The 25,057-nt window shown below is 61.4% G+C and carries 28 protein-coding genes and 1 pseudogene; 16 read left to right on the top strand and 13 right to left on the bottom strand.

Translation table 11 applies throughout. From position 1 onward, the window contains the following. Window positions 1–77: 77 nt before the first annotated feature. Window positions 78–656, bottom strand: a complete 579-nt coding sequence (locus BLR51_RS24740) for a cation efflux transmembrane domain-containing protein (protein WP_037941752.1) — start codon at window positions 654–656, stop codon at window positions 78–80. Between the two features lie 103 nt (window positions 657–759). Further along, a complete protein-coding gene (locus tag BLR51_RS24735) occupies window positions 760–1,188 on the bottom strand; it encodes a MerR family transcriptional regulator (RefSeq protein WP_037954972.1) in 429 nt (142 codons plus the stop codon). Between the two features lie 171 nt (window positions 1,189–1,359). On the opposite strand from BLR51_RS24735, the gene BLR51_RS24730 reads away from it, so the two are divergent. From BLR51_RS24730 to BLR51_RS24670, 13 genes are all read left to right on the top strand, one after another. Continuing rightward, window positions 1,360–1,962, top strand: a complete 603-nt coding sequence (locus BLR51_RS24730; protein WP_242656845.1) for an SCO family protein — start codon at window positions 1,360–1,362, stop codon at window positions 1,960–1,962. 5 nt (window positions 1,963–1,967) lie between these two features. Next, entirely contained in the window at window positions 1,968–2,390 is a 423-nt protein-coding gene (locus BLR51_RS24725; protein ID WP_089851986.1) for a disulfide bond formation protein B, read from the top strand. Then, window positions 2,387–3,046, top strand: coding sequence for a DsbA family protein (locus BLR51_RS24720; RefSeq protein WP_089851985.1), 660 nt, complete (start codon window positions 2,387–2,389; stop codon window positions 3,044–3,046). The genes BLR51_RS24725 and BLR51_RS24720 overlap by 4 nt, the downstream gene beginning before the upstream one ends. Before the next feature lie 23 nt (window positions 3,047–3,069). Then, a complete protein-coding gene (locus BLR51_RS24715; RefSeq protein WP_089851983.1) occupies window positions 3,070–3,537 on the top strand; it encodes a copper chaperone PCu(A)C in 468 nt (155 codons plus the stop codon). Beyond that, a complete protein-coding gene (locus tag BLR51_RS24710) occupies window positions 3,537–4,163 on the top strand; it encodes an SCO family protein (protein WP_089851981.1) in 627 nt (208 codons plus the stop codon). Before BLR51_RS24715 ends, BLR51_RS24710 begins: the two co-directional genes overlap by 1 nt. Continuing rightward, window positions 4,160–5,533 carry a M23 family metallopeptidase gene (locus tag BLR51_RS24705; protein WP_089851979.1) on the top strand — a complete coding sequence of 458 codons (1,374 nt, stop codon included), beginning with the start codon at window positions 4,160–4,162 and terminating at the stop codon, window positions 5,531–5,533. Before BLR51_RS24710 ends, BLR51_RS24705 begins: the two co-directional genes overlap by 4 nt. Before the next feature lie 3 nt (window positions 5,534–5,536). Continuing rightward, window positions 5,537–5,992 (top strand): DUF411 domain-containing protein, encoded by a 456-nt coding sequence (locus tag BLR51_RS24700; RefSeq protein ID WP_089851977.1) that lies wholly within the window; start codon window positions 5,537–5,539, stop codon window positions 5,990–5,992. Between the two features lie 12 nt (window positions 5,993–6,004). After that, a complete protein-coding gene (locus tag BLR51_RS24695) occupies window positions 6,005–6,787 on the top strand; it encodes a ZIP family metal transporter (RefSeq protein WP_089851975.1) in 783 nt (260 codons plus the stop codon). Between the two features lie 28 nt (window positions 6,788–6,815). After that, window positions 6,816–7,274, top strand: coding sequence for a signal peptidase II (gene lspA / locus BLR51_RS24690; protein ID WP_089851973.1), 459 nt, complete (start codon window positions 6,816–6,818; stop codon window positions 7,272–7,274). Further along, window positions 7,241–8,854, top strand: a complete 1,614-nt coding sequence (gene lnt, locus BLR51_RS24685; protein ID WP_089851970.1) for an apolipoprotein N-acyltransferase — start codon at window positions 7,241–7,243, stop codon at window positions 8,852–8,854. The genes lspA and lnt overlap by 34 nt, the downstream gene beginning before the upstream one ends. Continuing rightward, window positions 8,845–9,012, top strand: coding sequence for a hypothetical protein (locus tag BLR51_RS27875; RefSeq protein ID WP_009503847.1), 168 nt, complete (start codon window positions 8,845–8,847; stop codon window positions 9,010–9,012). Before lnt ends, BLR51_RS27875 begins: the two co-directional genes overlap by 10 nt. 96 nt (window positions 9,013–9,108) lie before the next feature. Further along, window positions 9,109–10,974, top strand: a complete 1,866-nt coding sequence (locus BLR51_RS24675; protein WP_242656843.1) for a penicillin acylase family protein — start codon at window positions 9,109–9,111, stop codon at window positions 10,972–10,974. Next, window positions 10,971–11,972 carry a cytochrome c oxidase assembly protein gene (locus BLR51_RS24670; protein WP_066010418.1) on the top strand — a complete coding sequence of 334 codons (1,002 nt, stop codon included), beginning with the start codon at window positions 10,971–10,973 and terminating at the stop codon, window positions 11,970–11,972. The genes BLR51_RS24675 and BLR51_RS24670 overlap by 4 nt, the downstream gene beginning before the upstream one ends. 219 nt (window positions 11,973–12,191) lie before the next feature. On the opposite strand, the gene BLR51_RS24665 is transcribed toward BLR51_RS24670, so the two are convergent. From BLR51_RS24665 to BLR51_RS24655, 3 genes are all read right to left on the bottom strand, one after another. Next, window positions 12,192–12,704, bottom strand: a complete 513-nt coding sequence (locus BLR51_RS24665) for a L,D-transpeptidase family protein (RefSeq protein WP_035367119.1) — start codon at window positions 12,702–12,704, stop codon at window positions 12,192–12,194. 182 nt (window positions 12,705–12,886) lie between these two features. Continuing rightward, window positions 12,887–13,174 carry a TFIIB-type zinc ribbon-containing protein gene (locus BLR51_RS24660; protein WP_009503851.1) on the bottom strand — a complete coding sequence of 96 codons (288 nt, stop codon included), beginning with the start codon at window positions 13,172–13,174 and terminating at the stop codon, window positions 12,887–12,889. A 34-nt stretch (window positions 13,175–13,208) separates the two neighbouring features. After that, a complete protein-coding gene (locus tag BLR51_RS24655) occupies window positions 13,209–15,563 on the bottom strand; it encodes a heavy metal translocating P-type ATPase (RefSeq protein ID WP_089851968.1) in 2,355 nt (784 codons plus the stop codon). 182 nt (window positions 15,564–15,745) lie between these two features. Here BLR51_RS24655 and BLR51_RS24650 point away from each other — a divergent pair, with 182 nt between their 5' ends. Next, entirely contained in the window at window positions 15,746–16,030 is a 285-nt protein-coding gene (locus BLR51_RS24650) for a hypothetical protein (protein ID WP_028095377.1), read from the top strand. Between the two features lie 47 nt (window positions 16,031–16,077). On the opposite strand, the gene BLR51_RS24645 is transcribed toward BLR51_RS24650, so the two are convergent. From BLR51_RS24645 to mntR, 7 genes are all read right to left on the bottom strand, one after another. After that, window positions 16,078–16,740: a L,D-transpeptidase gene (locus tag BLR51_RS24645; RefSeq protein ID WP_009503854.1), complete on the bottom strand. Its 663-nt coding sequence runs from the start codon at window positions 16,738–16,740 to the stop codon at window positions 16,078–16,080. A 291-nt stretch (window positions 16,741–17,031) separates the two neighbouring features. Then, window positions 17,032–17,553, bottom strand: coding sequence for a c-type cytochrome (locus BLR51_RS24640; RefSeq protein ID WP_131821879.1), 522 nt, complete (start codon window positions 17,551–17,553; stop codon window positions 17,032–17,034). Next, the gene (locus tag BLR51_RS24635; RefSeq protein ID WP_089851965.1) at window positions 17,546–18,040 is read right to left on the bottom strand and encodes a DUF411 domain-containing protein; all 495 of its coding nucleotides are present in this window, start codon (window positions 18,038–18,040) and stop codon (window positions 17,546–17,548) included. Before BLR51_RS24635 ends, BLR51_RS24640 begins: the two co-directional genes overlap by 8 nt. Further along, the gene (locus tag BLR51_RS24630; RefSeq protein ID WP_235958035.1) at window positions 18,040–18,969 is read right to left on the bottom strand and encodes a WD40/YVTN/BNR-like repeat-containing protein; all 930 of its coding nucleotides are present in this window, start codon (window positions 18,967–18,969) and stop codon (window positions 18,040–18,042) included. The genes BLR51_RS24635 and BLR51_RS24630 overlap by 1 nt, the downstream gene beginning before the upstream one ends. A 17-nt stretch (window positions 18,970–18,986) precedes the next feature. Next, a complete protein-coding gene (locus BLR51_RS24625) occupies window positions 18,987–20,432 on the bottom strand; it encodes a multicopper oxidase family protein (protein ID WP_089851963.1) in 1,446 nt (481 codons plus the stop codon). Window positions 20,433–20,568: 136 nt separating this feature from the next. Next, complete coding sequence (locus BLR51_RS24620) at window positions 20,569–20,913, bottom strand: hypothetical protein (protein WP_009503859.1); 345 nt, start codon at window positions 20,911–20,913, stop codon at window positions 20,569–20,571. Window positions 20,914–21,037: 124 nt separating this feature from the next. Beyond that, window positions 21,038–21,490, bottom strand: a complete 453-nt coding sequence (mntR, locus tag BLR51_RS24615) for a manganese-binding transcriptional regulator MntR (protein ID WP_009503860.1) — start codon at window positions 21,488–21,490, stop codon at window positions 21,038–21,040. Window positions 21,491–21,606: 116 nt separating this feature from the next. Between mntR and BLR51_RS24610 the strand changes: the two genes are divergently transcribed. Next, a complete protein-coding gene (locus tag BLR51_RS24610) occupies window positions 21,607–22,815 on the top strand; it encodes a multicopper oxidase domain-containing protein (protein WP_242656842.1) in 1,209 nt (402 codons plus the stop codon). Further along, entirely contained in the window at window positions 22,812–23,993 is a 1,182-nt protein-coding gene (locus BLR51_RS24605; RefSeq protein ID WP_089851959.1) for a ZIP family metal transporter, read from the top strand. The genes BLR51_RS24610 and BLR51_RS24605 overlap by 4 nt, the downstream gene beginning before the upstream one ends. Window positions 23,994–24,320: 327 nt before the next feature. Here BLR51_RS24605 and BLR51_RS24600 read toward each other — a convergent pair. After that, window positions 24,321–24,962 (bottom strand): annotated as a pseudogene (locus BLR51_RS24600) (hypothetical protein); the annotation flags it as partial. Window positions 24,963–25,057 lie beyond the last annotated feature (95 nt).

The raw sequence follows: 25,057 nt of genomic DNA, 5'->3' as shown, positions 1-25,057 counted from the left end.
CGAATCGTCTTGGAACAAGACTAATTGCTATAGTCACTGTAGCTTCAATCCTTTCTTTCAGAAAGAATCTCCCGCAATTATTTGCCCGTATGAACTGCTTTGTGGTGTTCGCCGTGTGCGTCGCGCAGAATGTCGATACCTCCCCAGGCCGCGATCCCGGCGACAATCACGCCGACGACGAGGTCCGGCCAGTTGGTTCCCAGCCAGGCGACGAGGCCGCCAGCCACGACGATTCCGAGGTTCGCGGCGAAATCGTTGTAACTGAAGGTGTTGGCCGCGCGGATGTTGACGTCCGGATCTTTGAGCTTAGCGAGCAGCCAGACGCAGACTGCGTTGATGGCCGCCGCAATCAGGGCCATGGCGATCATGATCGTCCCGAGCGGATCTGACCCGCCGATGTAGCGGCGCCACGCATCGTAGAGGATGCCTGCAGCGAACAGGATCAGCAGCCCACCGGAAACGTTCGCCGCCCCGCGTTTCCATTTGTCGGATCGGGACAAAGCGAAAAGGCTGATCGCGTAGACGAAGCTGTCGGAGAGGTTATCGAGCCCGTTGGCGATCAGAGCACTTGAATCGCCGAAGGCGCCTGTTGCGAAAAACGCCACGGCCAAACCGATATTGAGCGCCAGAACGATCCAAAGCGTCCGTCTCTCCATTGAATCTCGTCTAGCGGCCATTTTGTGGTTCCAGCTTGTGTTGTGCAACACATTAACTTCTGCGGCTGATCTGCGTTCCAGCCGGAATGTTGGCTGAATTCCTTCAGACCCCGATTTCCTCGTGCTCGGTCAAGCATTCCGAATGGTCCCGCAACACCTCAAGCACCTTGCAATCTCCCGTCCGCCCGCCGCTGCATTCGTGAACCATGCGTTTCAGTTCCGTGCGCAGCGCCTTCAGGCGCGCCATGCGCTGCTCCACCTGTTTGAGCTGGCGACGCGCGATGGCATCGGCCTCGTGGCAGGGCCGGTTGGGATGGTCGCTGAGGTCGAGCAGCTCGCGGATCGCATCGAGCGAGAAACCGAGTTGCCGCGAGTGGCGGATGAAGGACAGTCGATCGAGCTGTGCATTGTCGTAGCGCCTCTGTCCGCCTTCGGTCCTGCCAGGTTCGGGCATGAGTCCGATCTGTTCGTAGTACCGGATGGTCTGCACTTTTGTGCCAGTCTTCTTTGACAGAGTACCGATCGTGAGCATTTTCGCCTCCATGAAAAAGATACAGTTTGTGTAGGTTTTGCCGTCGAAATAAACAAGTGTCGGATTCACAGACGCGTGAGTTGAAGCTATACCATGATTTCGCGCTTGAACCTCTAGCGGCTAGAGGATGTATCCGCACATGCAATAAGAATCAAAAACAGGCGAACAGGATTGTCCCTTACATCGGCACAGAAGTTTCTTTGGGTTTTGGCAGGCGTTGCAGCGCTTGCCTTCCTATGGCTTTTGCTATGGTCCGATTATCGTGCCGATAGCGCCCGAACTGACGCCGAGCCGCCTTTTTTCGCTCAGTTCGAACTGACGGACCACCAGGGTATGGTTCGAACCGAGGAGGACTTTGCGGGGCGCTGGATGCTGGTTTTTTTCGGCTTTACCAACTGCCCCGACGTTTGCCCAACGACCCTATCTGAGGTCGCGGCGGTGATGAAGGGTCTGGGCGACGATGCCGCCAAGGTCCAGCCGATTTTCATAACAATCGACCCTGAACGAGACACGCCCGCAGCACTCGCCGAATACGTCCCGCTGTTCGATTCGGGCATCATCGGGCTGACGGGCACGCCGGAACAGATCGCCGCCACGTCCGAGACGTTTCCAATCTTCTTTGAGCGCGTCGAAGAGGCCGCAGCGCGGGATGGGTACACCATGGGCCACACGTCGCATCTGTTCCTCTTCGATCCCGACGCGGGCTTCGCCGACTCGTGGCCCTACGGCACCTCCGCCGAAGAGATCCTCGCCGATCTGGAAAAGAGGATCTGACCGAAATGAACCGTATGTCCGGAGAAACAGCCCTCGGGCTGGCGTGGATCATCGCGCTCGTCGCCTCGCTTGCCGTGCTTTTCATCGGCGAGGTGCTGGGGCAGACGCCCTGTGTGCTGTGCTGGTTCCAGCGCGCCTTCATGTTCCCCTTGGCCATTGTCCTCGGGCTCGGCCTTTGGTGGCGGGACGGCCGCGTGGGGCGCTACGGCATCGCATTGGCGCTTGGCGGCGGCGCAATCGCCCTCTGGCACATGGGGCTGTACGTCGGTCTTGTTCCCGAACGCATCCAGCCCTGCTCGGCCACCGGCCCCTCTTGCACCGATGACAACCAACTGGTCTTCGGCATCCCGATCCCGCTGATGGCGCTCGCCGCCTTCGCGCTGATCGGGGCCCTGTCGGCCCTTTCATTGAAGGATACACGAACATGAACCGACGCGGCCTGATCCTGTCCGTTCTCGCCCTCGGCGTCGCCGGTTTCGGCGGAGCCACCTGGTTTGCAACCCGCCCCGGGCCGGTGGCCGAAGCGGAGCCTGTTGCGCCGGAACTCGCGGACGCGATGATCCGCCCCTACTCGCCCATCCTCGGGCCTGCGGAAGCGCCCGTCACGATCGTCGAATTCTTCGATCCGGCCTGCGAGGCCTGTCGCGCCTTTCATCCCATCGTGAAGGACATCATGGCCGAGCATGGGGATGCTGTCCGCGTCGTGATCCGCTACACGCCCTTCCACGGCGCGGCATCCGAGGAAGCGATCCGCGTGCTCGAGGCGGCGCGCATGCAGGACGTTTACGTGCCGGTGCTTGAGGCCGTTCTGCGGGAACAGCCGAGATGGGCGTCGCACGGTGCCCCGGCGCCTGGCCTGATCCTTCAGATCGCCGCCACGGCCGGGCTCGATGCAGACGCCGCGCGCACGCAAATGCTGGCACCGGATGTCGTAGCAATTCTGAACCAGGATCGTGCCGACGTCGAGACCGTGGGAATTCGCCAGACGCCCACATTCTTCGTGAACGGCACGCCGCTCGATCCATTCGGAGAGGCAGAACTGCGTCGCCTAGTGGCCGCCGAAGTCGCTGCCGCGCAAAGCTGAATGGAAAGGGCAGGATCAGAACTATGAAAAAGTATATTTTGACCAGCACACTGGCGGCGCTTTTGACCCTTGGAGGGCTCTCGGTGCCCGCGCTGGCCGGACCCGAGGATGTGGTCGTCGAGAACGCGTGGTCCCGCGCCTCCATCGGGATGAACCGTCCCGGGGCCGCTTACATGACGATCCGCAACACTGGCGACGAGCCAGTGACGCTGATCGGCCTTACAACACCGCTCGCGATGATGCCCGAAATCCACGAGACGAAGACAAATGCCGAAGGTGTGAGTTCCATGACTCCGGCGGGGGAGATCGCGATCGCCCCGGGCGAGAGCGTCGCGCTCGAATCGGGGGGCCTGCACGCAATGCTGATGCGGCTACAAGAACCGATGACGGAAGGGGACACCTTTCCGCTGACCCTGCTTTTCGACGACGGAGGCGAGGTGACGGTCGAGGTGCCGATCCTCGGCATCGCCGCGCGGGGGCCAGATGACTGATGCGGCGACGGGCGATCCTGGGGTATGGTGCGCCTGGTGTCGGGGCGGTCGCCCTGATGCTCTTCGTCGGTTGGTGGCAGGTCGATGGCCCCGGTGGACCTGAGCCTATCGGGCAGCGGCCAGTGGCTCTGACCGCGATGGATTTCCGTCTGACGGATCATGAGGGCAACGCGGTCGGGCCGGAAACCCTGATCGGGCGACCGACGATGGCGTTCTTCGGCTTCACCTACTGTCCCGATGTCTGCCCGACCACGCTCTCGGACATTTCGGGATGGCTCGACGATCTGGGAGACGAGGCCGACGAGATGAACGTGGTTTTCATCACGGTCGATCCCGAGCGCGACACTGTCGAAACGATGGCCGAATATGTCGGCTACTTCCATCCGGCGATTCGCGGCTGGACGGGGCCGGAGGAGCAGATAGCGCGCGTCGCGGACGGCTTCCACGCCACCTACGAAAGGGTGCCGACGGAGAGCGGCGATTACACGATGAACCACAGCGCGAGCGTCTTCCTGTTCGCAGCCTCTGGGCGGTTCGTCACCATGATCGACTATCACGAACCCAGAGAATTCGCGGTGCCGAAAATTCGCCGCGCGCTGGAAGAAGAAACGGAGGGGGCGACATGAGGCTCAGAACTATGGCGGCTTGTGTCGCAATTGCGGGGATGGTTTCGGGAGCGGCTATCGCCCTCTCTGATTTCATGTCGAAAGAACCCGTGCCGCCGGAACTTGCCTCGGCAGGTAAATGGATGCCCCAAGGTCCTGAAGCTCCCCAAAACGTTGACATCCTCGTGACGCTGCCCGCGACGGCATGGGCAGAAGATGCACCCGACCTCGGCCCCCTGCCCCTTCTGCAGGTCGCGTTTTCCGACAGGCCCGTGCAGGCGATCGAGCCACCCCTGTCGACATGGTCGCGCGACATTGCACCTGGCGAGACGCTCGATTTCTTGCTGTCTGAAGCTGGTCTTGCGGCACCTGACAGAGCCGAAGTTGCCCTCGCGCTTGGCGCGGAATACGATCTGCGACGGCTGCGGCCGGGGCACTCGGTCACTGTTGCTTCGACCGTGGACGGCAGCCCCCGCACCGTCTCACTCGCCGTCGAGGACGGAGTGCGGATCGAGGTGGTTTTCGGCGAGCAGTTGTCTGCGCAGGTCGTGGCTCCGGATCCGGAGATCGTAACCCTTGCCGGCGAAGCCGTGATCGACAGCTCGATCTTCGCGGCACTCGACGAAGCCGGCATACCCGCCCGTTTTTCCGTGGACCTTGCGCAGATGCTGGGTGGGACCGTGGATTTCCGCCGCGAGATGGCCGGCGGCGAAACACTAAGGCTTCTCTGGCGCGAGGCGCGGGTCGGCGAGGACAGGATCGGACAGCCCGATCTCGCCTTCGCCGCACTGGAGATCGGCGGTTCGCTTTACGAGATCGTATGGCCAGACGACGGCAGCGGTCAGGCGACGATCTACGTCGATGGCGAGGTGCTGCGCGTCTTCGCACAGCCGGTCGAGGGTGCGCGCCTCAGCTCGGTGTTCGGACGCCGCACGCATCCGGTCTTTGGCAACGTCCGGATGCACTCCGGCGTCGATTTCGCAGCGGCACGTGGGACACCGGTTCAATCGACGGCACCGGGGCGGGTCAGTTTCATCGGCTGGCGAGGCGGCTATGGTCGAGTGGTCGAAATCGCCCACGGCTCCGACACCATGACGCGCTATGCGCATCTGAGCGCCGTGCCGGATGGCCTGGCACAAGGCCAACGCGTTGCGGCGGGAGATGTGATCGGCCGCGTCGGCGCGACTGGCACGGCGACAGGTCCGAACCTACACTACGAAGTCCTCGTGGATGGGCGCCCGACTGACCCCCTCTCTGACGACCGGCTCGCCGAAGCAGCCGAGAGCGAAGCAGATGATACCGCCGCGCTCTCGCGTCTGGCCGAGGCGCGCGCGCTTCTGAATCAAAACCTCGGCAGCGAGATTGCCGAAACGACAACCGAAAGGCTCTGACCCATGAAACGCATGACCCAAGCTCTGGCAATCACCCTCGCCCTGTTACCAGCGGCCCAGGTCCTCGCAGAGGCAACGGCGATCGAGGTCCGCAAGACGAACGGTTGCGGCTGTTGCCTGTCTTGGATGAACCATCTCGAAGAAAACGGGTTTGCGCCGACGGGCGAGAACATGTTCGGTGGGTCGCTGGTTCGCTTCAAGCTCGACAACGGCGTGCCGCAGCGCATGGTCTCCTGCCACACCGCGCTCATTGATGGCTACGTGATCGAAGGCCATGTCCCGGCCGCTGACATCCGCCGCATTCTCGAGGAGCGCCCGGACGCCGTCGGCCTCGCCGTTCCGGGGATGCCCTATGGCTCGCCCGGCATGGGGCCAGAAGACGACCGCGAGGCCTATGATGTCTTCCTCATCCGCAAGGACGGGTCGACGGAAGTCTTTTCGAGCTACGCCGAAGGATAATCTGGCCCGCCCATGGAAAATCTGTCTCCGATAATACTCGGCTTTCTCGGAAGTCTCGCTGCCGGTTCGCTCACGGCAGTCGGAGCAGCTCCCGTGCTGTTTGGGCGCATCCCGTCCCGGGCCACGCGCGATCTGTCGCTCGGCTTCGCTGCCGGTGTCATGCTGTCAGCCTCGTTCTTTTCGCTGATCATCCCGGCATTGGATGCGGCAGAGCCAATGTTCGAGAACGGCGCGATGCCTGCGGCCATCGTCTGCGTCTCGATCCTTCTGGGCATGGGGGCTGTCGCCCTGATGAACGAAAAGCTGCCGCACGAGCACTTCAAGACAGGACGCGAAGGGCCCGAAGCGGCGTCTTTGCGGCGGGTCTGGCTGTTCATCATCGCGATCACGATCCACAACTTCCCCGAAGGCCTTGCGGTTGGGGTCGGCTTCGGATCCGGAGGTATGGAGGGCGGTCTGCCGCTTGCTGTCGGAATCGGGCTTCAGAATGCGCCCGAAGGATTGGCCGTCGCTGTATCTCTGCTGGGCGAGGGATATCCGAAGCTGCGCGCCTGGGGCATCGCGGCGCTGACGGGCATGGTCGAGCCGATTGGCGGCCTGCTCGGGGCCGGGATCATCACACTGTCGGAACCGCTGCTTCCATGGGGTCTGGCCTTTGCCGCGGGAGCGATGCTCTACGTCATCAGCCACGAAATCATCCCCGAAACCCATCGCAGCGGCCATCAGAACAGGGCGACGCTCGGTCTCGCAGTCGGGCTCGTTCTGATGCTGTTTCTCGATGTCTGGTTGGGATGAGGCAATGTCACTAAACAAGGTATCTCCGGTGATCGGCGTCTTCGCGGCGCTTGCTGCGTTCGCGATTGATCAGATCGCCAAAGCCATTGTTGTTGCGAATGCCGCCACTTTAAGCGCCGGGATTTCCGTGTTTCCGGGATTCAACCTCGTCTTTTATCGTAATGACGGCGTGACTTTCGGGATGCTGGGCGGCGCTCCGTGGTGGAGCCTCATCGCTCTCGCTCTTGCCATCTGTGTTTGGCTGGGGGTTATGCTGTTTCGCGCCGAAAATGCGGTCGAAACACTTGCCTATGGCGCGATCATTGGCGGAGCCTTGGGCAATGTTATCGATCGTGTGCGGTATCGGGCTGTAACAGACTTTCTCGATTTCTACATTGGCACAACACATTGGCCTGCCTTCAACATGGCCGATATACTTGTTGTAAGTGGCGTGGGGCTCTTGCTCGCCGCGCCATGGATCAGCGCGCGGCGTTCGATCAAGTCGTGAAACCGAAAATTCTGAACCGCATCGCTCTGCGCCACCGTTTGCTTTCGCGGATGACGCTTGGTTTCGCCGCCGGGGCGCTGACCGTTCTGACTTTCCCGCCTTTCTCGCTTCTCCTGCTCGTTCCCGTTGCCTATTCCGCGTTCTTTGTCGGTCTTTGCGATCTCTCTCTAGGGCGTGCTTTCCTCGTCGGCTGGGCGTTTGGTCTTGGCCAGTTCGGTTTCGGGATTTCGTGGATTGCAGAGAGTTTCTACGTCGAGGCCGAGCGGTTCGGGGCGATGGCGATCCCGGCTGTCGCGGGATTGTCCGCAGGTCTCGCAATTTTCCCAGCCATTGCCGCAGCGCTCTTCGCCGAAATCGCGCGGCGCGGAGCCCTGGGTAGTCTCCTCGCCTGCCTCCTGTTCACGACCTCCTGGACCGCGACCGAGTGGTTGCGTGGTCACGTTCTGACAGGGTTTCCCTGGAACCTCGCCGGCTACGCACTTGCCGACTACGCCGCCCTTCGCCAGACCGCCGCCTGGGTCGGAAGCTATGGGTTAAGCTTTCTCAGCGTGTTCGTCGCGGCACTTCCCGGCGCGGCTGTCATGACGTCCGGGCGGCAACGATTGACCGTTTCGCTCATGGCGCTGGCCGGCATCGCGACGATGTGGGCTGTCGGTACGCTTCGCCTCCAGTCGGATGCACAACAGCCACCCGGTGTCGACCTGCGCATCGTCCAGGGCAACATTCCACAAGAGGAGAAATGGGCGCCCGAGAACCGCGAGGCGACCTTCGCGCGCTATGTTGAGCTTTCAACCCAGCCCGGCGATTTCGACGTACTTCTTTGGCCGGAAACCGCCTTTCCGGGTTTCCTCGATGAGGATACGGAGGCGCGGGATCGCATTGCCGCAGCGCTACCAGACGGCAGCATGCTGCTCACCGGGGTGCCGGACCGTGTACCGAGCGAGGATGGCACCCGATATTTCAACACGGTCCAGGCTTTTGGCGAGACCGGCAGAATCCTGACCGGATACGCGAAACACCATCTCGTACCCTTCGGCGAATATGTGCCATTCCGTGGCTGGTTGCCCATCGAGCGACTCACGGCGGGTCTGGGCGATTTTACGCCCGGACCGGGCCCGCGAACGCTTGCGCTTCCGGGTGTGCCCCTGGTCGCCGTGGCGATCTGCTATGAGATCATCTTCCCAAGCCATGTGGTCGACGACCTGTTCAGGCCGGACTGGATTTTCAACGCGACAAACGACGCCTGGTTCGGCACCAGCATCGGACCCGAGCAGCATCTGGCTTCCGCACGGATGCGCGCCGTAGAGGAAGGCCTTCCTGTCATCCGAGCCGCGAATACGGGCATCTCCGCGGTCATCGACGCGAACGGTGACCTCGTCGCGCGGCTCGGCAACGGAGAAACCGGTGTAATAGATGCGGCTCTGCCCTCTGCTCATCCGTCAACGCTATATGCGCGCTTCGGCGACTGGGCGCTGCTGGCTCTCATCTTCACTACTTGGGCCGTGGGACTGGCTGCAGGTCTGGTCGGCACACACCGGTGCAACAAGAGAACACGAACGGAGAAAAAGTCATGCTGGTAATCGCGGGCATTGTCGCGGGTGCGATCTGGGGTGGATATCTGGCGCGACGCCGAAAAGGAAACCGGCTGGATATCCTCCAGTATGCGGCGAGTTCGGCGATCGCCTTCGGTCTTCTCACCTATTTCGTTTCGGTGGTCCTCTTGCGCATCTTTGCATGAGAAGGGTTTCGAAACGGCACCGACGTGAGACGTCTTTTCAACATATTACTGTACGGGTTCTTGGCGATCTGTATCACGGCATCGGTTGGTTCCGGGTTGGTCTATTTTCTGCTGAGCGCATCCGTTCCCGACTACAACGAGGACTTCTCGGTAGCAGGCTTAGGTGGACCGGTCGATATTCTGCGAGATGCCTCGGCAATCCCGCACATTACCGCGAGTTCCGCCGCGGATGTCTATTTCGCGATCGGCTTCGTTCATGCGCAAGACCGACTCGGTCAGCTGTTAAGAGCAAGGCGAATGGCCGAAGCTTCTTGGCCATCCGATGAGACATTGTCCGTTGCGCCAGCGGTCTCAGACGCGCTCGAATCCTATGCGGCCGGCGTCAATGCGTGGCTCGAGCTGGTGTCGGCGGGAGGGCGCGGCAGAGGCTCGCCGGAACTGTTGATCGCAGACGAACGGTCGATCGATGCCTGGACACCTGGCGATAGCCTGAGGATTGCCCGGTCTTTTCTGAATGGCCTGCGACCGGAAAGCGCACGGAAAGGAACGCCGAGCTTATCAAGTGCAATTATACCGTCGGATCGACCAAAAGTGCTCGAACTATTTGCGACTGATCCGCAGCAGCGCCTCGATGCATGGGCGATAGACGGTGACCGAACCGCTGCCGGGACACCAATTCTCGCCGCCGATATCAGCGGTTCCCTGTCGCTGCCCTCGGAATGGTATCTCGCCGATCTTCAGTTTTCGACAGGGCCGGCCATAGGGGCCACGATGCCGGGCGTACCTTTCGTTATTGTCGGTCGCAATACGCGCGTCGCCTGGGCCTTCCGGTCATTTCCCGTGCCAGACGAGGAGGCACCAAGGGGGCCGTCACCCGTGCAGGCGGCAGGTTTCCTGACGATGCTGGAGCTGTTCACGCGTTCGGCCGACGCGACCGATGCCATCGGAGTTGCCGCAGACATGTTGCCGAAAGGCATGGAGGCATTGGCCATTGACCGAGAGACCGTTGCCCGATGGCCAAAAGAGGAAGCCGTACGAGCGTTGTCATTTCGCGACATTCGACTGGCGGAGCTTGAAGCGCGGCAATCGATCTTCTCGACTGAAGGCGCCATCGGTGTTCAAAGGGACACCGTAAGTACCGTGGCGCGAACCCTGCTGCCCCTGATGGCGAAGGAGCTTTGGTTCGTGCAGTCCAGAGACAGCATCGAAGGCACCGATGCGAACGACCTTCGTCGTGAACTACTGGACAGGCTTGCGTCGTGGAATGGCGACATGGATCGCTATTCACCGGAACCTCTGCTGTTCTGGACTTGGCTCCGGGCTTTGCAGCAGCGCATTTTGAAAGACGAATTTCCGGCAGCGCAGCAACTCTGGACCCGTCCGAACCCGAACTTTCTTTATGCGGTACTCAGCGATCGTCGCGGTAGCGCAATCTGGTGCGACATCCGCCTATCCTCACCTCGCGAGACATGCGAGGAGCAGGTTCGCGTGGCCCTGGATGATGCCCTTGGCTGGCTGGTCGATCGATATGGGCGCGATCCCTCGACGTGGACCTGGGGGGAGGAGCATAGATTGGACATGCAGTGGTCGCCGATCAGTTCACGTGGGTTGCTGACCGACCTGCTGTCCCTTCAAGCGCCGATTTCAGGCGATCCGTTTACGCAATTCTTGACATCATTTGGTGTTGAAGAAGACCGTCCATTCCTTGTGAGTGCCGGAAGCAATTTTCAGGCGGTCATGTCGATATCGGAAGCAGCGGGATCATACTACATCACGCCCGCCGGACAGTCGGGACATCCGCTATCTCGATTCTACGACAATCTCTTTCCCTCGTGGATACAAGGCGAATACCTCGCCATGTCGACCGATCTGTCACTGGCCCGTGGCGGCGCTTCCGGGATCTCGCGGCTCACACCGGCTACCTCCGACAACCCTCGGATGAGCGAGGGCCAGAGCGAATGATCACAAACTTCTTCTTTCTTTACGACCCTTTCGGCTATGTGCTGTCACCGGTGTCGCTCATTGTTGTCGGTCTTACAGTATGGCTGTTTTTGCGTGGGCTCAAAATACACGCTCGCTGTCTCGGAAGGGTTTCTGGTTGGCGTCGAACCGCCTTCTTTGTCGGCCTCGCGGCCGTCCTCGTCGCGACGAATGGGCCGCTCGCGCCATTGGGGCACAGTCTGTTTTCGGTACATCAGGTCGAGCATCTTCTTCTGCGACTGGTAGGACCGCTTCTTATCGCGGTTTCTCAGCCCTGGCTTGGCCTTCAAGCCGGATTGAAAAGGGAATGGCGCCGACGCCTTGCCGCGATTGGGCGTGCGCGTATCCCGCGATTCTTGGCGTTTCCTGCATCTGCCACCTCCTTGTTGATTGGTGCGCTTTTCGTCTGGCAGATCCCGATGATCTACGCCCTTACACAACGTATTGCGGCGATGGAAGCGCTGGCACATCTGTCTATGGTGCTTGCTGGGCTTTGGTACTTTGCTATGCTGTTCGATCTGCGTGATCCGCCTGAAGGAGCGCGGCGCGGCGCTCGGCTGATGTCAGGGTTCGTGGTGATCGTTTCCAACATCTTTCTGGGCTCCCTGACAACGCTCAAGGAGGTGCCCCTCTATGGATCAGAAATCATCGCAGCGAGCGGTGGTCGACTTCGCGCCCTGGCTGACGAGACAATCGGTGGCTACGTAATCTGGGTCCCGTCGTCGATGGTTCTCATCGCGGCAATCATTCTGGTGCTGAACGGCTGGAACGCGGCGGAGGAACGGCGCTGGACGTCCCGCTACGACCTGATGCGCCAATCGAATGCGGCGGCGCTCGAGTTTCCGGAAACCGCGGAGGAACTGCGTCTGAAAGTAGAGAAGCCGAACCGGGACATGGGCCGTACGCTCGCCCTTGGCGCATTCTCCATGTTCATGGTTGTCATGATTACCGTCGTGACCATCGTCTATGCCCTCGGATAGATTGAATTCGACATGAGACCAGACGCATTCTTCTCCGCTAGGGCCAGCCTGTTTCGCCACTGCCACGGCTGGACACATATTGTAGTGTCCTTACGCGTACCGGGTGCTTGCGCTGGCCCCCGGCGGCGAGCGTCACTTTAGCCGTGATCGCCATCGAAGTGATCAACGTGGCCCTGTACCGACGATTTTCCTGATCTGACGGAAGATCATCTCCTCCCATCAGGCGTAGATGTCGATCGGTGTTCCGTCTTTCACCATTGCATAGATGTCCTCGATTTGCCGATCTGTGACCGCGATGCAGCCAGCTGTCCAGTCGCGGACATCCGTTGGGTCGATCCCTGGGCGTGGACCACCATGGATGAAGATGTCGCCGCCGGGGGAAAGGCCCTGCGCTTCAGCGAAGGCTATGTCGGCCTCATTCGGATAGGAGATGCCAACCGAAAGATGATACGTACTGTCGGGGTTGCGCTTATCGACTACGTAAGCGCCCTCAGGGGTCCGGCCGTCTCCCTCGAATTGCTTGTGACCCTCAGGAGCGAAACCCAGCCCGACCGGATAGGTTTGCAATACGCGATCGGCTCCGTCCAGAACAAGCAAACGCTGCCCCTTGTAAAGCCGAACACGGGTCACCTCGGGTCCGCCATAGCTGCGGAACTTGCTGGCACAGCCAGACAAAAACGCTGCCAACCCGCCCAACAGGACGGCGCGGCGGGGAAATCGGATGGTTTTCACTGCTCGATGCCTCTTTCGTGAGGTCTGATATGGACATTACGTTACCTTGCAAATGCTGCGTGATCAATGTCCGTGGGCAAGCGCGGCCTTTGCGATCTCTGGACCAACCTGCTCACCGCTGAATGCCTTGAGGGCCTACCGCAGCGCCTTAAGGGCGACCGGCAGGGAGGCCACGGCAAGCCTTAATCGAACAACTCGTGAAGCCAGGATTTGCGCCGATAGCCGTGCTTGCCGTCGCCGCCGCCGTGCTTTCCGCGCCGGTAGCCGCGATCATCGTCGTAGCCGCGCGGCTCAGGCACCCGCTGAGGCGCCACATCGGGTGCCGAACGCTCGATGATCTTGTCCAGTTCGCCCCGGTCGAGCCAGACACCCCGGCAATCGGGACAGAAGTCGATTTCGATCCCCTGGCGGTCGGTCATGCTCAAGGGCACCTCGCAAACCGGACACATCATCCTGCCCTTCACGCTCATGTCTCGTCTCGGCTCCTTTCCGGGTTCTCCCAGTTCAATGACCATGTGCCAGCGCCCCTTTGGCCAAGCCTTCGCCAACCTGTTCACCGCCGGACGGCGGCGCCTTGGCCTCTTGGCTGTTAAGCAGGCGCAGGGCGTTGGCCACCACCAGCAATGACACTCCTACGTCGGCTGCAATAGCGCCCCACATCGATGCCAGTCCGAACGCGGTAGCGACAACGAAAACGCCCTTGGTCGCCAAGGAAATACCGATGTTCTGATGGATAATCGACATTGTCCGGCGCGAATGACCGATCAGCCAAGGCACCTTGCCGAGGTCGTCGGTCATCAGGGCAATATCCGCCGTCTCGATTGCCGCGTCCGAACCAACAGCGCCCATCGCGATGGCGTAATGCGCGCGCGCCATGGCGGGGGCGTCGTTCACCCCGTCGCCGATCATGGCCACCATGTCATGCGTTTCGACCAGTTCTTCGATGGCTGTCACCTTGTCTTCGGGCAAAAGCTCGGCACGGACCTCGTCGATGCCGACCTCGGCTGCAACGGCGCGCGCTGTCCGCTCGTTGTCGCCCGTCAACATGACGATGGTCTTCACGCCTTGCGCGTGGAGCTGTGCCACGATGCCCTTGGCGTCGGGGCGGATACGGTCGCGCAATTCCAGGATGCCGGTCACGCCGGTGTCGTCGCCCACGGCAACAAGGGTGCTGCCAGCCCCTTCGATGCGGTCGCGCAGATCCTTCGGAATGGCGTCGCCGAAACCCTTCTCCTCGGCAAACCGGTCGGACCCTAGCCAGATCGACCGGCCGTCTGTGCGTCCTTCAAGTCCCCTACCGGGAACGGTTCGGGTGTCTTCCGCGGCGGACACATTGATGCCGTCGGCTTCTGCCCGCGCGAGAATGGCACGCGCCAAGGGATGCGAGGAACGTGCCTCCAGCCCAGCGGCGAGGGTCATCAGATCTTGCGCCGATGCTTTGCCCAGCGGATGCACCGCCGCCACCTCGGGCTCGCCCATGGTGATCGTGCCGGTCTTGTCCATGGCCAATGCAGTGGTCTTGCCCGGTGCCTCAACATATGCACCGCCCTTGATCAGCACCCCCGCCCGCGCAGAGGCGGTGAGTGCAGCGACGATGGAGACCGGTGTCGAGATGACCAGAGCACACGGGCAGGCGATCACCAGCAGCACGAGTGCATTGTAGAACCAATAATCCCAGGCCCCACCGAAAATGAGCGGCGGCAACAGGGCAATTGCGATGGCGAGAGCCATGACGATAGGCGTGTAGATGCGGGCAAATTTCGCCACCCACTGCTCCACCGGCGCGCGGCGGGCATGGGCGTCGCCGACCATGCGGATAATCTTGGCCAACACGGTGTCCGAGGCGGCCTTCGTGGCGCGCACCGTCAGTGTGCCTTCGCCGTTGATCGTACCGGCATAGACATCGTCGCCCCGTTCCTTTGGGACCAGCGCACTCTCTCCGGTGATTGGCGCCTGATCGACGGCCCCTGCCCCATCGACAACCTCACCATCCAATGGGATGCGGTCTCCGCCGCGCACGACGAAACGTGCGTTGATAGCAACCGCGGAAGCCGGTACGTCCGCTTCCGAACCGTCATCATAAAGAATTCTTGCCGTCGGCGGCGCCAGGTCCAGCAGAGCTGAAACCGCATTCCTCGCACGCCCGACGCTCCAGCTTTCGAGGAAAAGCGAGAGCGAGAAGAAGAACGCAACCGTCGCCGCCTCGAAAAATTCGCCGAGGCCAATTGCACCCGCGACTGCGACTACCATGAGCAGGTTCATGTCGGGCGACAGCCGCCGTGCGGACGACCATGCCTTGGGCGCCACGAGCCAAACACCGAACAGGATCGCAACCGCGAATAGCCCTGCCTCGACCAGTGGCATCGGCGCTTCGCCGTGCCCTGCGAAGAGGCCGAGTGCCCCCCCCATGCCGGTCTCGATGATGTGCCACAGAAATCCCGCGGCCCAGAAGCCGCCACTGAGCGCCGTAAACAGCCGCTGGCGTGCAAGATGGGCCGCCTGGTCGACCGACGCGTTTTCGGCATCCCAGGGCTTGGCGGTCATGCCGGTGCTTGCGACCAGCTCTGCAACTTCGCCGTCCGATACACTCTTGGCGCTGTCGAGAATAGTCATCCGTCCATTGATGATGTCGAACGCGAGATGCTCGGCCCCGCCGATCTTCGGGCCGACCACCTTGTTCAGGATTGCTACCTCCTCGGCGCAATCGAGGCCGGACACCTGAAAACTGCGCCCGCCCGCTGGCGCGGGCGTCGTCGGAACGATGTCGCCGCACGTTCCGGCGCTCCCGCAGCAGCTGCCGCCGCTTGTCTGGGCATCTTCGGCGTGATCGTGGTCGTGACGATGGGTGTCGGACGGCATGAATGGACCTCTGGATACGGGTGCTTTACCATGACATAGCCCCTACAGTAGCTAGAGCTTCAAGAGCAGAATACGGTGGTATTTCAGTTTGTTTTATTGCTAGAGGATGCGGCGACCGGCTCCATCACGCCTTGAGGCATGAACAGCCGCTGCAAAGAAAAACAGTCACGAAAGGAAGCTTGATGCGGGTTTTGATGCTGAAGCAAAAAATGATGGTTGCAGTGGTGCTGTCGCTTACGGCCGGATGCGCAGTCCAGCCGACTGGGCCAGGCGACGCGGCAGACCAGCGGGGCAACGTTCCCGAAGCCGTGATTGCAATGGCTGCCCCGGATCAGGATGTTGCAACCGCGCGCTTGGTGCCCGAGGACGGGTGCTACTGGTACGAACACAGCGGCCCCGTTGAAACGACCTTGCTGCCGCTGCGCACGGCGAACGGCAACCCTATCTGCGTCGCGCGGGAAGTGTGACGACGACCCGCACGTCACATCAATGCGCTGAGAGCTATTTACCTCATTCAACTTCTCGCGGTAACGCTGTCCTCAGCCGAATAAAGATGTGCTGTCGATCCGATCTCGACGTTCGGATAAAGCTCGTTGATGTGTGCCATAACCATCCGCACGCAACCCGAACTCGCACGACCGCCGATGCTTCTCGGATAGGGTGTGCCGTGTATCCGAAGATAGGTGTCGCGATCACCGACATAGAGATAGAGCGCCCGCGATCCCAAGGCGTTTTGAGGCCCGGGTTCCATTCCGTCGGCCCATCTTGCGTTTTCGGGATCCCGCTCGATCATATTCTGTGTCGGCGTCCAGTGCGGCCACCTGACCTTGCGCTTGATGTTATAAACACCTGGCTCGTAGAGGTTGCCCCGCGCGATCGCCACGCCGTAGCGCATCGCGGTTCCACCCTCCTCAATGTGGTAGAGATACCGCGCGACCGCATCGACATGGATGTCTCCCGGCACGAGGCCGTCCTTCGCGTCCACACGCTGAGGCAAGAAACGTGGGTGTAGTCCCCAAGGGTTTGACGTGGCCGGATCGAAGCCGGGCGGGCTGACTTGCGCGTCCCATTCAGCCTTCTGCGCCTCGGTGGGCCAGCTATCGGCAAACACAGGGTTGGCCACAGTCGCCGAAAAGAGCGCTGTTGTCGTTTGAATGAAGTGTCGTCTTGTCAGCATGTCGTACCCTTTCGGTTCCCACCGGCGATCAATGGCAAGAACGATATACATTCTCGTCGACTAGATAGGACTTCTAGTGGCTAGAGGTTCAAGGGCAAATTTTCGTGAACGCATGCACGCGACCCTGGTAGCACATGCTTGCCTTGCGGTCGGGTTAACGGCCAACCAGGTCAGGTCCGAATTAGCGTGGTAAAGCGGGAGTCGGGGGGCGGAATAGGACAGATTTGCCGAATTGGTCCCCCGGTGGATCGGCTTTGGTCGAAAGATACTATCCTGACACCCTGTCGATCTTCACCCGCCCGTGTCATTGGCCGAAACTTCGGCTTGGAACTCACGTTGTCGCTCAGGCCAGGTGCTCTTGATGTAGACGAGGATAGCCGCGATCTCTGCGTCTGTCAGATCCTCTCCGAAGGCCGGCATGTCGCTCTCGTATCCCGGCACGACGGCCCCGACCCCGCCTTTAGTGATCTGAAAAAGCATGCGGTCTGAATGGTGCCAGGTGTGGCCTGTGTCATCATGCGGCGGGGCCGGCATTCTTCCGGTGTCAAGACGACGACGCCAATCGGGCTGGCCTTCGAGGTTCGCACCATGGCAACTGGCGCAGTTGTCCGCATAAAGCCGTTGCCCTGCCGTGACCTCGGCTGCAAGCACGGGCTCTCCCAAAAACGTCAGTCCCTCGACACGCGGGTCCACCGGTTCCGATTGGGCCAGCACCACGAGGCCGGTGGCCGCGAGCGTGGACACTAGGGCAGCGAGGTGCACTGACCGCCTGACCGTACCCTTCGCCAGTCGGTTCTTTGGCCCCTTATTCATCGGCATAGATTGAGATTCCTTCCGGGCCAAAGGCGTAGGTCCTTAGCGTGCCTGACTTGACCGCAGCCATCCCGGGTGCATTCGCGGGCATTCCCGGCAAGGTGATACCCGTTATCGCCGGACGGGTTTCCAGCAGCCGCTCGATGATGTCGACGGGGACGAGACCGCTGACATAGTAGCCGTCGATCTCGGCCAAGTGGCAGCCGATGCCCTGGGCGGGCACACCGACTTCGACCGAGCGTTTGTCGAAGTCGCGGTCATCCACACGCGTTACGGTAAAGCCGTGTTCTTCGAGATAATCCCCATAGGCATCACAGCAGCCGCAGCCCGGATCGCGCCAGATGGTGATCTGCCTTTCGCTGCCCGCCAGACCGGGTGCCACATCGTCTGTCGCTTGCGCCCAGGCCGATGTGGTCAGGCCCACCATTCCGACAATGCCGCTGCCAATCAGACCAAGCGCGTTTCTTCTCTGCACCCTATTTTCCATCATCGTTCTCCAGTTTCGATCCAGGTTGCGCCGCCGTCACGGCTGATTTTCAAGATGCCGCCCAACAGGGCAGCGATGTAGGTCTCGTTTCTTGAATGAACCGCAACAGTGGTCGCAGCTTTGCTGGCCCGCTTTTGCCAGATGACTCCGCCGTCCTGCGATGCCCAGAGGCCCGAAGGCAGCGCGGCATACATCACTTCCGGCGCCGAGGGGGCGCTGGCCAGCGACAGGATCGGTTCACCGCCTGGCAATGGCGCTTCGGACGGTGGGGCTTCACCCGCAACCAATGAGTCCATCGCGTTGCCTGGCCGCACGTCCTGCCAGCGACAAAAGCAATCGGGCACCCGCGCAAGGCCAACCTCGGTGCCCGCATAGATCCAGATACCGCCCATGCCGGTCTCAAGCTCGACCGAAGCCAGAGCAAGAGGATCGCGCTCTGCGTCGTCGAGCCAAGGGCGGTCCATGGCGAGCGACCAGGTTGCACCGGCGTCCTCGCTCTTCCACAACCCGTCGCCGCGAACCGAGGCATAGATCATGTCCGGGTTCCGCGAGGCGATGGCAACGGCATTGATCTCTCCGTCAGGCAGCCCAGCGTCGCTGACGCGCCACGAAGCGCCCCCATCTTCGGAAATGCTGACACCGCCCTTGGCCAACCCTGCGACCACACGGCCGGGCCGGTCGCGATGGGTCGCCAGCGACAGCACGTTCCCCGGTGTTTCTGTCGCGGTCCAAGTCCGGCCGCCATTATCACTGACGAACAGCCCTCCTCTCGCCAGCAGGATGGTATCGCCATCAAAGGCAAGAGCCGCTGGATCACCATCGCTCGCCGCGAGTGCGAACCCCGGCAACATCGAAGCGACGCCGATACTGAGTGCCGCGGTGAGTACCTTGCGCCGGTTTGGCCGACATCCAATCTCAATCGACTTCAATCTGCATGCTCCTCTGCTCATGCGACGCGGATCACGCCCATCATCCCGGCCGCCTGGTGCTCGAGGATGTGGCAATGGAACATCCAGTCTCCGGGATTGTCGGCGACCAGGGCGATTTCCAGCTGCTCGCGCGGCGCGATCAGCACGGTATCTTGCCATTCGCGGAAATCGGTCGGCACCCCATCGCGGCTGATGACTCGAAAGGAGTGGCCGTGCAGGTGGATCGGATGGTCGAAGGCAGTGGCGTTCGTCATTTGGAGAATATGGCTCGCGTCGCGCTCCAATGTCAGGAAGGGGTCGAGCATGTGCCCTTCGGCGGCGACGCCATTGACGAACCACATGCCGCCGCCCACAACGCCACCCATCATTCCGCCCATCATGCTGCCTGACTGGCTCAGGCCCATCTGGCGCTCGACCATTGCTCCCATCATGCCCCCGGTGAACAGGATTTCGTGACGACGGGCCGCGTTCAGATCAGGTTCGACAAGCGGATTGGCTGGAAGGGCAATTTCCCATTCCGGCGGCGCGGCACGCAAGGGCGTGTCGTCAAAGACGACATCCAGCAGGTTGAATTCATTATCGCGATAGGCGCGGTCGACGATTGGAAGCGTGGTTCCCGGGTCGGCAGGGCAATCGAGCATTATGTCGGCACGCATCGCCGGGCCCAGAACCACGACACCGTCAGGCGCGGCGTGCGGGGTGATCGGCTGGCCGTCGAGCGCAATGATGCGCGCGGAAAGGTCGCCGAAGTCGAGCGCGAAGATGCGGGCGTTCGCGGCATTGATCAGCCGCAACCGGATACGTTCGCCTTGCCGCACCGCGAAGACATCGGGAACACGCCCATTTATCGTGACAGTATTGCCCAGACGGCCCGCATGGCTCATGTCCATGGCTGCGCCGAAGTCATCCGCGATCGATGCGTCCTGCGACAGCCGCCAATCGTCCAGCATCCAGGTGACATCGCGATCGACCCGCGGCGGGTTGGATTCGTCGATGATCAGCGGTCCGGCCAGCCCACGTCCGACCTGCTCGAAACTGCGCTGGTGCGGGTGATACCAGAACGTCCCGGCATCGATCGCGTCGAACTCGTAGGTGAAGGTTTCTCCGGGTGCGATCGGCTTCTGCGTCAGGTGTGGAACCCCGTCCATCGCGTTCGGCAGACGAAGTCCGTGCCAATGGACGGTGGTGTCCTCGTCCAGACCGTTTGTGACGGCGATGCGCAGCCGATCGCCTTGCCGAGCCCGCAACTCCGGGCCGGGAACCTGGCCATTGAAGCCCCAAACGGGGGTTGCGGGATAGGGTTCGGGGACCAACCTTGCCTGTCCCGGCGCGGGGCGCAGCGAGAAGCTGCGGATTTGCGGCTCGGCGCGCAGAGGCTTTCCGAAAGCCGTGGCGCCGATACCCGCCAAGGACGTTGCAAGAAAAGATCGGCGACTAAAACGGGAACTGATTTGGGAGGACATGGATGAACACTCTCTGATTTCACTTTACGCCGCCAAAGCAATTGCGCGGCGATGTTCATGGCCCCGCGCAAACGCCCATTTGAGGGCGTCCGGCACGGAGAAACACACGAAGCGCAATCAGGCGCCGTGTGTCAGATCAGAGGTAGAATCGAGGAGGTTGCTGGGCCGGGGGGCCGGATATTCCGTGCGGGACGTCCACGAGCTGGATTTCATGGGCTGCGGTGGCAGCGATCGGGCTGGTACCAGCCGGGATCGAAAGAAGAGCGGCCATTCCCGCGGCATTGCACACAAAATCACAGACGGAACCCAACTTACCGTCTTCCAAGCTGCCGCAGGCGTCGCAATCGTCCATCGCCATCATGCCGTCATCCGTGGAGACCATTGACGAGGCCATGGCAATTGAGCCAGCAGACTGCGCGACCGCGCCGATGGCAAAAGCCACCAGCGAGAGGATACAGATAAGGCGTGCCCAACGTCTCATGATCTTGATCTACTACCCGGGCGATCCGAATGAAAGCGGCACAATATCACGTTTCTTGGAACATCCGAAGGTTGGCTTGTTCAAGTCCTCGGCAAAACGACTTCTTTCAGCGGCAACCACCCGCCTATGACCGCTTGGAAAAGGCCGCGAACAGGGCAAGCGTCCGTTCGCTGACATGGTGCTCGATGCCTTCGGCATCGCGTTCCGCGGTCTCGGGATCGAGCCCGAGGCTCAGGAGAAACCGCAAGACGATCTCGTGGCGATGTCTGCATTCCTTGGCAAGCGCCCGACCTTCCTCAGTCAGGAAGACCGAGCGGTATTTCGCGCGAGTGATCAGGCCGTCCCGCGCCAGACGGCCAAGCGTCTTGGCGACTGTAGGCGCGGTCACGCCCATGCGTGTCGCAATATCGACCGGCCGGGCCTCGCCGTTCTCGTGGATGAGTTCGGCGATCAGTTCGACATAATCTTCCGCCACTTCGCTGCGCCGCGCTTCGCGCACACCGATGAAGGCCTCGGCGCGGGATTCGACCGCACGTGCCTCTGCCTCGTTTGAGTCAAGGTTATCATCATCCGTCATGCCGTCACCCTCGCACGATCGGGATTGACTCGTAAAGCCTAAGCGATGATTATTAGCCGAAGCTAACTTTTTGCGCCGGGACTTTGGCCTGCGTGTCAACTGAGGGGACATCGTCCATGCCTGTCGATACCAGCAAGCGAGGGCGCGATGTGTCGTCCGCCGTGGAGACATCTCGGCCCACAGCGCCACCTGCGATGGTCACGGAGCCAGTATCGGCGTCGCGACGCGCGTTGTTGGTCAGCGGTCTGGTGGCTGCCGGCGGAGCGGCCGTGGCCGCGAGCCGCGCGCAATCCCAGGCAACGCCCGACCCGATGGCGGGGCATGCGATGTCCGGCGGGGCGGTCGATCCGTATTCGGCCCATGACAGTGGCATGGCGCATGGCAACATGACGATGGTCGGCCAAGTCGACCACGCCCGGAACGGGTTCGACCCGACGGCCATGCTGACCGACTGGGAGACCGGTCGCACCGAAGTCCTGCCGGATGGGCGCACGTTGCGAACGTTCGAGGTGGACGCCATCGACGTGGAGATCGAGATCGCTCCCGGCGTTTTCTTTCCCGCCTGGACGTTCAACGGCCGCGTGCCAGGCCCCGCCCTGCGAGCGAAGGAGGGCGAACGACTGAGGATCGTCTTTCGCAACCTCGGGTCACACCCGCATTCCATGCATTTTCACGGCATTCACTCGGCGCGAATGGACGGCGTTCAAGGCGCCGGGCTGATCGATCCGGGCGAGGAGTTCGTCTATGAGTTCGATGCCAAGCCCTTCGGCTGTCATCTCTATCATTGCCACGCGCTGCCGCTGAAACGGCACATGCACAAGGGCATGTACGGCCTGTTCGTGGTCGATCCAGATCCGGCGCGCCACCCCGAATTTGCGGCCGTTGCGGCGTCGCGTGTGATGGGCAGCCCGGAGAACGCCGAGTGGCAGGAACTGGCAATGGTGATGAACGGCTTTGATACCAATTTCGACGGCGAGAACGAGGTCTATGCCGTCAATACGGTCGGCCAGGTTTACATGAACGAGCCGATCCGGATCGACAAGTCGCGCCCGGTGCGCATCTACCTCATGAACGCGACCGAGTTCGACCCGATCAACTCGTTCCACCTGCATGGGAATTTCTTCGACTACTACGACACTGGCACCCAGTTCACGCCGACCCTGCGCACAGTCGATGTGATAATGCAGTGCCAGGCGCAGCGCGGCATCCTTGAATTCAGCTTCGCCGACCACGAGGACGGGATGTACATGTTCCATGCGCACCAGGCCGAGCTCACCGAACTTGGCTGGATGGCCTTTTTCGACGTGCGGGAGGCCGGAGCATGACCGACCAAAGCCACCTCCGCCGCCCGCCGATGATCCGGCTGCTTCAGGTCCTCGTGCCGCTGGCCGCCATGCTGGGTGCCTTTGTCTGGATCGCCTCGCTCGATCCCTTGCGCGGCTTCAACAACGGCGCCCCCCCGGTCGAGGCGCTGACCGTCGAACGGACGATCCTCGATGGGTCGGGGATATCGCTCAGGGTGCGCGCCGGCGGATCGGATGCGATGGTGGTCGCGCAGGTTGCCGTGGATAATGCCTACTGGACCTTTACGCAGGAACCGGCGGGGCCGATTGCCCGCGGCGATGCGGTCTGGCTGCGCATTCCCTATCCGTGGGTCCTTGGCGAGGCCCATCATATCAATCTGCTGACGAACACAGGCGCGACCTTCGGGCACGAGATCGCGGTGGCAGTTTCGACGCCAAGTCCCACCTGGGGGCAACTTCGGCTCCAGGCGGTGATCGGGGCGATCGTCGGCCTTTTGCCGGTAGCGCTTGGCCTGATGTTCTATCCGGCCATGAAGGGCGTCGGGCAAAGGGGGATGAACTTTCTGCTGGCGCTGACGGTCGGGTTGCTGGCCTTCCTGCTGATCGACACCATATCCGAGGCACTGGAGCTATCGGCAGAAGCGGCCGCGATATTCCAAGGTTCTGCCATGGTCTGGCTGGCGGCGCTTACAAGCTTTCTTCTATTGATGGCTATCGGGCGCTGGCGCGGCAATCCGGAAGGCATCGCGCTTGCGTTCTACATTGCCCTCGGGATCGGGCTTCACAACTTCGGCGAAGGGCTGGCAATCGGCGGCGCATTCGCCGCCGGGTCGGCGGGGCTTGGAACTTTCCTCGTCCTAGGCTTTGCCTTGCACAATGTCACCGAGGGCATAGGCATCGCCGCCCCGATGCTTCGTGCCCGGCCAACGCTTTGGACGTTTGCCGCTCTGACCCTGCTCGCCGGTGGCCCGGCCATCCTCGGAATGTGGGCGGGCAGCCTTGCCTATGCGCCGCAATGGTCGGCACTGGCACTCGCCGTCGGAGCGGGTGCGATCCTGCAAGTCATGGTCGAGGTCAGCGCCTACCTTGTACGTCAAAACGCCGACAGGCAGGCGGCGCTGATGTCACCAGCCGTACTGGTCGGGTTTCTGGGCGGCATCGCCTTCATGTACGCGACGGCGGCATTGATCAAGATCTGAGCGGTGATCGGCTGTTTCGGCTTCATGGGGCGGTCGCCCAGCTCTATAAACTGACCCCGTCTGTCCACGGGGAGATCGCAATTTTCGTGCCCCAGTTTGTGCGCCCAAGAGACTTATTCTTTCGTGATTTCGAAATAAAGAATTTGAGGCTAGAGCGACTAGAGGATCCCACAGATAGGTGAAAACACCGCAAATCCATCTGACTACTATTTCTGAGCCGCACGTCGAAATCGACTGTCTCATATTTTTGGTCTGTCACGATTCTGGTCCTCCGTTGAACTATCAACAAATGTTACGCACCAAAACGAGTGCTTCTTTAGAGGTGTTTCATGGCATCGCCCGCCACATGCGGAAACGCACCTGTTCGGTCACCTCGCGGATTAGACCTTGCGCTGCCATCCAAGCAAGGTTGCGCTGGACGGCGGCGCGGCTGGCACCGGTCAGGGTCTCGGCCATTGGAGCGGAGACGACGGGCCATTCGGTCAGCACCGCGCGCAATGCAGGTGGTGTCTTGCCAGAGAGCGGTGCCATCATGTTGTCCGCCCGCGCTGACCATGCCTGGATATCGTCGAGGTGCCGCATCGCGGTCAGGCATGCTGTTTCCATTCCCTCGAGCCAACGCTGCAAGCGCTCGGCAGGTGGGCCACTGGCGCGCAGCCCCCCTGCCCCGCGCATAGCCAGAGGCGCAAAGATGGCCCCCCCATTCAAATTCGGGCCTTCGCTCGCGGCAATGCGTGCGGCGGTAACCGCCGCTTCCATCCGGTCGTCCTGTTGCCCGAGGCCCGCAAGGTTCCAGAGGTGAAACCCCATGCAGGCGCGTGTAATCGAATGCAGGTGGGCGGCTTGCGCCATCAGGTCAAGCCAACCGACCGCGCGATCCGCAAAGGGCTCGGCTTCATTGGCCATGTTTTCAGGGTCACGGCGATCGAGGAAAGCGGATAAGTCCACCTCTGGACCGGGACCGCCTGTTGTCGCATTTTCTTCACCATTTCAGCACATGATTATTACGTGATTTCTGGAAGATACCACGATATCGCACACCATTTTTCAGCTAAGGGCTTCAA

This window comes from Salipiger marinus (assembly GCF_900100085.1).
Classification (GTDB): domain Bacteria; phylum Pseudomonadota; class Alphaproteobacteria; order Rhodobacterales; family Rhodobacteraceae; genus Salipiger; species Salipiger marinus.
This window is presented reverse-complemented; position numbering and strand designations above follow the sequence as displayed.